This is a genomic window from Anaeromyxobacter sp. SG64, from assembly GCF_022690745.1.
Taxonomy (GTDB): Bacteria; Myxococcota; Myxococcia; order Myxococcales; family Anaeromyxobacteraceae; genus Anaeromyxobacter; species Anaeromyxobacter soli.
The window spans coordinates 20,229-28,475 of record NZ_JALCZB010000052.1; the positions used below are offsets into that span (position 1 = coordinate 20,229).

Here is an 8,247-nt window from a genome sequence, read left to right on the forward strand (position 1 = left end):
TCGATGCCACGCGGGACGGACGACGTGCTGGTGGGCCTCGACGCGGAGCTCTTCGCGCCCGGGCTCCTGCACGAGCTCAAGCAGCCGCTCATGGGCGCGGAGGCCGCCCTGACGCTGCTCGAGCGGAGCCTGGGGAGCTCGCTCGAGGCCGTCGAGGAGTGGCGGATGCTGCGCGGGCAGGTCGCGCGCATCGCCGAGATCGTGAGCGGGTACGAGGAGCTCCTGCGGCCGCAGGGGTCCGTGCCCGAGCCGTTCGAGGTCGGCCCGGTGGTGGGCCGCTCGGTGGAGCTCCTCGCCCACCGCGTGCGGCCGCTCGGGCCGCGCTTCGCGCTCGCCCTCGGGCCCGGCCGGCTCGCGGGCTTCGGTCGCCCCACCGCCCTCGTCCACGCCGCGACGAACCTCCTCGCGAACGCGCTCGACGCGATCGAGGACGCCCCGGGCGCGCGCGTCGAGGTGCGCGTGCTGGAGCAGGGCGCGAGCGCGGTCGAGGTCCGCGTCTCCGACGAAGGCGCGGGCGTCCCCTCCGAGGCGCGCCCGCGCATCTTCGAGGCGCGCTTCACCACGAAGGCGCCGGGCAAGGGGACGGGGCTCGGCCTCCACATCGCGCGTAGCCTGATGGCGCAGGACGGCGGACGGGTGTACCTCGTGCCTGAGGAGGATCCCGCCCGCTTGCCCTGGGCCGTGACCGAGTTCTGCGTGGTGGTGCCGGCCTCGGCCGGCGGAGGTGCGCCGTGACCGCCCTCCGGGTCATGGCGGGCTTCGCCGCCGGCGCGACCCTCGCCGGCATGGTGGTGGGCGTCGCGCGGCTCACCGAGACGGTCGAGCCCGCGACCGCCGTGGCGGAGCAGCCCGCCGCGACGGCCCCCGCCGCGACGGCCTCCGCGCCGAGCGGACCGCGTCCGGAAGAGCCGCCCGCCCGCTGGCACGCGCCGGAGGGCGCGCCGGAGGAGGTCACCGCCGGCGTGCTCGCGAAGGTCGCGTCGCAGCGGGCGGAGGCGGCGCGCGGGTGCAGGACCAGCCGCGAGCCCCCCGCGACCGAGAAGCACGGCCGCAAGGGCGCGCGGGCCGAGCCGAAGGCGGCGCGCTGCCCACCCGAGGAAGGGATCGAGTCGGTCGAGATCGACTGGAATGGCCCTCCCGCGACGCGCTGAGCCGGGGGTGCACGCCCTCCTGTGGGTAATCGCGAGCGTGCTGCTCGCGACGGCGGCACCCGCGCGCGCGGCGCCTGGTGCGCGCGCCGCCGAGGGAGGCGCCCCGGCGGGCGGCGGCGCGCTCAAGCTCAGCGCCCGGCCGACCCGCCTCGTGCTCGGGCAGGACGGAACGGCGGAGCTTCGGATCTGGGCGCCGCCGGAGGTCGAGGAGCTCACCCTCAGCGCGAGCGCCGGGCGGGTGGAGGGAATTCGCCGTCTCCCGAACGGCGGGTTCGCCGCGCGCTACCGTCCGCCCGCCGAGCGCTTCCCGCAGGTCGCGATCATCGCCGCGACCGCCCGCGGCGCCGCCGGCCCGCTCGACGGCTGGATGGCACTCCCGCTCTACGGCCAGGGCGACGCGAAGGTACGGGCGAGTCCAGGCCAGAGCATCACCCTGCGCATCGGCGACCGCGCCTTCGGCCCCAGGATCGTGGGCGAGGACGGGCTCGCCGTCATCCCGGTCGTCGTGCCGCCCGGCGTGCACGAGGCGCACCACGGCTTCCGGCCCATCGACCTGCACGTCCCGGAGACGCCGCTCGTCCACGCCGTCGCGCTCCGCGCCACGGTGCAGGCGGACCGGCAGGAGCAGGTGCGCGTCGTCGCGTACGTCGTCGCGCCGCACGGCGCGGCGCGGCGAGGGGACGTGCCGGTGGTCGAGCCGTCGCGCGGCTCGGTGTCGGTGTCGGCGCGCGAGGCCGGCGCGTACGAGGTGCTCTGGACGCTCCCGCCCGGCCCGGCCGGCGAGGAGCGGCTCGCGGTGCGGCTCGCAGGGGCGCCCGCGTCGAAGGCGCTCGTCCGCGTGGGGGTCGTGCCCGGGCGCGCCGCCGCGGTGGCGCTCGCCTTCGACCGCGAGGCGTTCGTGGCCGACGGGGATGCGCCGGCGGAGGTGGTCGTCACCGCGCGCATGGTCGACGCGGCGGGGAACCCCACCCCGGGCGGCGCCGTGACCCTCGGGGCCGAGGGCGGAACGATCTCCCGCCCGGTGGAGCGCGCCCCCGGCGTCCACGAGGCGCGGCTCGTGGTACCGCAGAAGTTCGGGAGCCGCCGCGAGGTGCTCGTGACCGCTCGCGCCGAGGCGGAGGGGCTCTCCGGCTCGCGCGCCCTGCCGCTCTTGCCGGGGCCGCCGGCGAGCGCGCGGGTCGAGGAACGCGTCATCGTGGCCGACGGGGTTCGCGAGGCGACGCTCCGCGCCACCGTGCAGGATCGCTACGGGAACCCGGTCACCCAGGCGCCCGTCGTCACCGCCGCGCGAGGCAAGGTCCTCGAGGTCGCGCCGGCCGGCGAGGGCGTCTACCGCGTGCGCTACCTGCCGCCGATGGTGGCGGCGCGCAGCGAGGACTCCCTCGCGTTCGCGGCAGGCGACGTGCGCTCTCGCAAGACGCTCGTGCTCGTCCCGCCGCGCGGCCGCGACGGGCTCCTCCTCGCCGCCGGCGTCGCCGCGGGGCGCGGGGGCGCGCTCGGGCCCCGGGTCGGCCTCGCGCTCGAGCGCGACCTGGCGAGCGCGCCCGCCGGGCTCCTGCTGTCCCTGCGCCTCGAGGCCGAGTGGATGGGCCAGCGGCGCCGGCGCGAGCTCGCGGGCGACGGCGAGGAGGTCGAGATCACCTCCAGCGCCGGCGGGCTCCTCGCCGGCGTGAGCGCGCGGCGCGAGCTCGGCGGCCTCACCGCCTGGGTCGCCGGCAGCGCGGGCCTGGTGCTCGAGTCGTCGCGTCCGGGCGACGCCGGGGCGGCGCCGGGCGGGAGGCTCTCGCTCGGCCTGGGCAGGCCGCAGCAGCGGGGCATGCCGTTCGTGGAGGCGGCGCTCCTCGCGGCGGGGCGCGGCGCCCTGCCGGCGTTCACGTTCTCCGTGGGAGTCCGGCTCGGCCGGGAGAGGTCGCATGGCGACGATCCTGATCGTCGATGACGAGCCGGTGATCCTGGACGTCTTCCGGCGCTTCCTGGAGGGCGAGGGCCGCCGGCTCCTGCTCGCCGGCTCCGTGCGCGAGGCGCTCGCCATCGCCCGGGAGGCGCGCGAGATCGATGTCGCCATCATCGACAAGAACCTGGGCGACGGCTCGGGGCTCGACGTCGCCCGCGGCCTCAAGGCGGCGAAGCCCGACGCGGAGGTCATCCTCGTCACCGGCTACGCCTCGATCGACTCCGCCATCGCGGCCGTCCAGATCGGCGCCTTCGACTACGTGACGAAGCCGGTCTCCGACTACGACGCGCTGAACCTCAAGGTGCAGAACGCGATCGACAAGGGCCGGATGCGGCGCGAGCAGCGCGACCTCCTCGTGCGGCTCGTCCAGAGCGAGGCGCTCCACCGCGGCGTGTTCGAGACGTCCTCCGACGCGATCCTCCTCGTGGACAGCGCGAGCGGCCAGATCGACGACGCGAACCCCGCCGCCGAGCGGCTCTACGGCGAGTCGCGCGACGCGCTGCGCGCCCGCCGCTACTCGGAGCTGCTCGCGGCGGAGGGCGGCGACCCGGCGGCGCTGCCCGCCCCCGGCGCGCGCTCCGTCCCGTCGCGCCACCGCCGGGCCGACGGCTCCGAGCTCCCGGTCGAGCTCACCGCCGGTGAGCTTCCCCTCCAGGACCGCGCGCTGCGGGTGCTCTCGATCCGCGACGTCTCGGAGCGGGAGCGCGCGGAGGAGGAGCGCCGCGCGCTCGAGCAGAACCTGCGCCAGGCGCAGAAGATGGAGGCGGTGGGGCGGCTCGCCGGCGGGGTCGCGCACGACTTCTCGAACGTGCTCGCCGTGATCCTCGGCTACTCCGAGCTGCTCATGCGCGACCTCCCCGCCGGAGACCTGCGCTCGCGCGAGAGCGCGGAGGGGATCATCGAGGCGGCGCACCGCGCGGCGGGGGTGACCCGGCAGCTCCTCACGCTCTCGCGCAAGAAGCTGCTCCGCCCGGAGGTCCTCTCCCTCAACAAGGTCGTGCAGGACCTCGGCCGGCTCCTCTCGCGCGCCATCGGCGAGCGGATCGAGCTCACGACGCGGCTCCAGGACTCCCCCTGGCCCGTGCTCGCCGACGCGGACCAGCTCGCCCAGGTGCTCCTGAACCTCGCCGTGAACGCGCGCGACGCGATGCCCGAAGGCGGCCCGCTCGTCATCGAGACCGCGAACGCCGAGCTCGCGGAGGCGCCGCGCGACCTCCCCATCCCGGCCGGACGCTACGTGACGCTCTCGGTGAGGGACGGCGGCTGCGGCATGAACGACGAGGTCCGCTCGCGGATCTTCGACCCGTTCTTCACCACCAAGGAGACCGGCACCGGGCTCGGGCTCGCCACCGTCTACGGCATCGTGCGCCAGGCGGGCGGCGCGATCCGCGTCGAGTCGCGGCCGGGCCGGGGCGCCACGTTCACGGTGTTCCTGCCGGTGGGCGTGGAGCAGGTCGGGCGCGCGCACGCTCCGGTCGCCGCGGCCGCGCCGCGCGGGCTCGGGGAGACCGTCGTGCTCGCCGAGGACGAGGACGCGCTGCGCGTCCTGCTCGGGCGCGTCCTGGTCGGCAGCGGCTATCACGTGGTCGCGGGCCGCAACGGCGCCGAGGCGCTCGAGGCGGCCCGCGCCCGGGGCGCGCGGGTGGACCTCCTCCTCGCCGATCTGGTCATGCCGCGCATGACCGGCGCGGAGCTCGCCGAGGTGCTCCAGGGCGAGCAGCCGGGCCTGAAGGTGCTCTTCATGACCGGCCACACCGAGGACGCGCTCGTCGAGGACCGGCTCCGCGACGGCGACGTGGAGCTCATCCAGAAGCCGTTCACGAGCGAGGCGCTGCTCGGGCACGTGCGGCGGCTGCTGGGCCCGGCGAAGGCGAGCGCGTAGGTCAGGCCCGCCAGCGGCGTGGCGATCGAGCCGCGGACTCTTCTCCTGCGCTCACCCACCTGTTGCGATCGTCAGTACGTCGACTGCAGGTATGCCCACCGATCGCGGACCCATTGCCGGACGTAGGCGACCTCGTCGTCGTACGTCGCCCAGCCCGTCCGCCCGCGGGGGCCGAAGAACGCAATCTGCTCGGCGCTCCACCGCACCTGGTCCCGCCGAGCGGCCTCGCCGTCCTGCTGGGCGTAGTCGTCGATCATGGCGAGCACGTCGGCCACGGAAATCTGCTGGTGTACGAGGTCGCCGAGTCGCCCCCGCGTTGCCTGCTCCAACGGAGGAAGCAGGAGGCGACGGAACAGGTTGTTGTCGGCCGTGAACTCGGCCGGCGTGCTCGGATTCAACCGGATCGTGCTCGTCTTCTGCCCGAGGCTCTGGGCGCAGTCCCACACCGTCATGCGCCAAGGCCCACCCGCCGGGTCGTGGTAGTGGAAGCTGTTGTGGTTGGCCGAATCGATGGCGAGGGTGAGCATCACGAGCGCCCACCAGTCCCGGTACTCGTCGACGTCGATGAGCCCGGGGAGCTGCGCCACGAACGTCGCGTCGTCCGACTCGACCACGAACCGGACGAACGCGTCGAGATCGTCGTAAGCGCCGGGCTCGCCATCCAAGGGGAATCCCTCTTCCTTGGTGTAGCCGTCGTGCCACGTGATCTTCGGCAGCCCGGTCAGGGGGTCGTACGTGTAGAAGTTCGCTGCACCAAACTTCGCCTGGTACAGGTTCCCGTCACCGTCGAGGCCCGCCCTCGAGAGCACCTGCCCGGCGATCTTCTCGCTCATGGTGTAAAGCCCGAAGTATTCGCCGTTCAGGAAGAGCACCGCGCTCGCGGTCTGCACCCATATCCGCCCTGGGCCGCCGAGCTTCTTCCACAGGTCGAGCGCCAGGCGATCGCGCAGGTAGCTCTGATCGTCGAAGGTCGTGACAAGCAGGATCTTCTTGCGATCGAAGAACCCGAGGGCGGGGTCGCTGAAGTGCTCGTTCGGGAAATCGATCGTGAAGCTCTTCTTCGGAAAGAGCAGGGACTTGTTGCCGCGATATCTCACCTGCACGTCGAAGGCGTGCCCACGGTACGTGAGCACCGCCGGCGTGTACTCCAGATCCGAGATGATCCCCGGCACCGACAGGTGGAACACCGGAAGGCCGTACTCCTCCGTATAGCGCGCGGGGTCCGGCGGGGTGTTCCCGGGAGCGTCGAACCTGTCCGCGACGCCAAGCGTGAACTTCTTCTCGCTCGGCTCGACGGGCACCCTCGCGACGATCTCGTAGACGCCGGCGTCGGCTGGCCCGGTGGTCCAGCGGATCTCCCCGGCCGACGCGTCGACCTCCGCGCCCGGCGGGAGTCCCCCGATCGCGAGGTCGGATGGGAGCTCGCGCCCCGTCGCGCAGGCAATCGCGATGTGCACGGGATCGCCCTCGACCACCCAGGCCGGCCCGGTCAACGTCACGTCGCAGGGACGCTGCGCCGGTTCTCGCTGCGCGTCACACGCCGCGAGCGCCCACGCGAAGACGAGCGCGGCTGTCGTCCACGTACGCGGCCCCTCCACCATGTCCGTGCCTCCGCGAAGTGCACGGTCAGCGTGTAGGGCGACGTGCGCACGCGCACCTGCTCGAACAGGGCAAAGAAGCCGCTTACGCGTGGACCTTTCGGGCGTCTGCCGCCGTCGCGCCGGTCCTGAACTCCTGCGCGTCTGGGGTTCACGGGAGGAGCAAGCGCGGGTCAAGGACGCCGCAGGCGGGGCGTGAGCCGCCGCGCCGACCTCCGTGATGGCGAGACCGCGAGAGCGGATCCGCTCGAGGTCCGATATCCGCGCCCGAGAATCGATTTCATTCTCGTCGTGCCTTACAGCACGCGTGTGTTGCCCGGTCCTCGTGTGCCCGCCTCGGTGACGCCATCGCGCGCCTCGGACGGCCCGAGCTCGAGCGAGCAACGCCGTCAGAGCGCCGCCGGTTCTCCGTCCGGCGTGACGCCGCCGCGCGTGGAGCGCTCGCGCCAGGTGCGCCCGAGCGGGCGGTGCATCGGCTTGCGTGAGGTCGCGCGCATCCGGTCGACCTGCTTCCTCACGTGCCGCTTCAGGCGCTCGGAGGCGTCGAGGAGCGCCTTGTAGAGATCCTCCTGCACGCTCTCCACGTGGAGGGTGCGCGCGCCGGGCATCCGGAAGGAGAGGCGGCAGGTCTGGTCCACGCCGCCCTTCTTCGGGCGGGAGTCGGAGAAGTGGATGGAGAGCTCCGCGGCCTGGTCGTCGTACACGCGCGCGAGCGGGCGCGTGACGTGCTTCACGATGAAGGCGGCGACGTCCTTGGGAAGCGAGAGGTGGTTCGCGTGGATGGAGAGCTTCATGCCCATACCTTGGACACCGTCCCGCTCCGCGGAGCCCCTCCCGGTTAGACTCCTTCCGTGACCGAGCGCCTCTACCTCTCCGACAGCGGTCTCCTCGAGTTCGAGGCGACCGTCACCGCCACCCGCCCGCTCTCGGGGCGCACCGCCGTCCTCCTCGACCGGACGGCCTTCTACCCCGAGGGCGGCGGCCAGCCCGCCGACCGCGGCACCATCGGCGGTGTGCCGGTCGTGGACGTTCAGGACGACAGCGGCGAGATCCTCCACGTCCTCGACGGGCCGACGCCCGCGGGCCCGGTCGCCTGCCGCGTCGACGGCGCGCGTCGCCGCGACCACGTCCAGCAGCACCACGGTCAGCACCTCCTCTCGGCGGCGTTCGAGGCGACGCGCGGCGCGCGCACGCTCTCGTTCCACCTCGGCGAGGTCACCTGCACGATCGACCTCGACGTCGCCGCGCTCGGCGACGACGCGCTGCGCGCGGTGGAGGCGGCCGCGAACGACCTCGTCTTCCGCGACCTGCCGGTGGTGGCGCGGGAGCTCTCGGCGGAGGAGCTCGCGGCGCTGCCGCTGCGCAAGGCGCCGACCAAGGGTGCGCGCGTCGTCGTCGTCTCCGATCCTGCTGCCCGCGGGGAGATCCTGGACGCCTCGCCGTGCGGCGGGACGCACCCGCGGCGCACGGGCGAGGTCGGCGCGATCGCGGTGCTCGGCGCGCAGAAGTGGGGCGCCGGGTCGCGCGTCGAGTTCGTCTGCGGCGGGCGTGTCGTCACCGCCCTCGCGCAGGCGCGGAGCCGGCTCGGCGAGGCGGCGCGCGCGCTCCGCTGCGCGCCGGCGGAGCTGCCGGCGGTGGCGGCCCGCGCGGCCGAGGACGGGG

7 protein-coding genes are annotated in these 8,247 nt (G+C 74.3%); 5 read left to right on the plus strand and 2 right to left on the minus strand.

The window, feature by feature from the left end:
* The first annotated feature begins 3 nt into the window (after nt 1–3).
* From MNZ29_RS15420 to MNZ29_RS15435, 4 genes are read left to right on the plus strand one after another with little or no spacing between them, the layout of a single operon-like run.
* Nucleotides 4–735, plus strand: a complete 732-nt coding sequence (locus MNZ29_RS15420) for a sensor histidine kinase (RefSeq protein WP_242355793.1) — start codon at nt 4–6, stop codon at nt 733–735.
* Nucleotides 732–1,151: a hypothetical protein gene (locus MNZ29_RS15425; RefSeq protein ID WP_242355795.1), complete on the plus strand. Its 420-nt coding sequence runs from the start codon at nt 732–734 to the stop codon at nt 1,149–1,151. Before MNZ29_RS15420 ends, MNZ29_RS15425 begins: the two co-directional genes overlap by 4 nt.
* Entirely contained in the window at nt 1,129–3,090 is a 1,962-nt protein-coding gene (locus MNZ29_RS15430) for an Ig-like domain-containing protein (RefSeq protein WP_242355797.1), read from the plus strand. Before MNZ29_RS15425 ends, MNZ29_RS15430 begins: the two co-directional genes overlap by 23 nt.
* Nucleotides 3,065–4,987 carry a response regulator gene (locus MNZ29_RS15435; RefSeq protein WP_242355799.1) on the plus strand — a complete coding sequence of 641 codons (1,923 nt, stop codon included), beginning with the start codon at nt 3,065–3,067 and terminating at the stop codon, nt 4,985–4,987. The genes MNZ29_RS15430 and MNZ29_RS15435 overlap by 26 nt, the downstream gene beginning before the upstream one ends.
* A 71-nt stretch (nt 4,988–5,058) precedes the next feature.
* On the opposite strand, the gene MNZ29_RS15440 is transcribed toward MNZ29_RS15435, so the two are convergent.
* A complete protein-coding gene (locus tag MNZ29_RS15440; protein ID WP_242355801.1) occupies nt 5,059–6,486 on the minus strand; it encodes a CotH kinase family protein in 1,428 nt (475 codons plus the stop codon).
* Between the two features lie 488 nt (nt 6,487–6,974).
* Nucleotides 6,975–7,379 carry an HPF/RaiA family ribosome-associated protein gene (locus MNZ29_RS15445; RefSeq protein WP_242355803.1) on the minus strand — a complete coding sequence of 135 codons (405 nt, stop codon included), beginning with the start codon at nt 7,377–7,379 and terminating at the stop codon, nt 6,975–6,977.
* Nucleotides 7,380–7,436: 57 nt separating this feature from the next.
* On the opposite strand from MNZ29_RS15445, the gene MNZ29_RS25005 reads away from it, so the two are divergent.
* Nucleotides 7,437–8,247 (plus strand): alanyl-tRNA editing protein (locus MNZ29_RS25005; protein ID WP_242355805.1); only part of this gene is annotated, 811 nt, incomplete at its 3' end.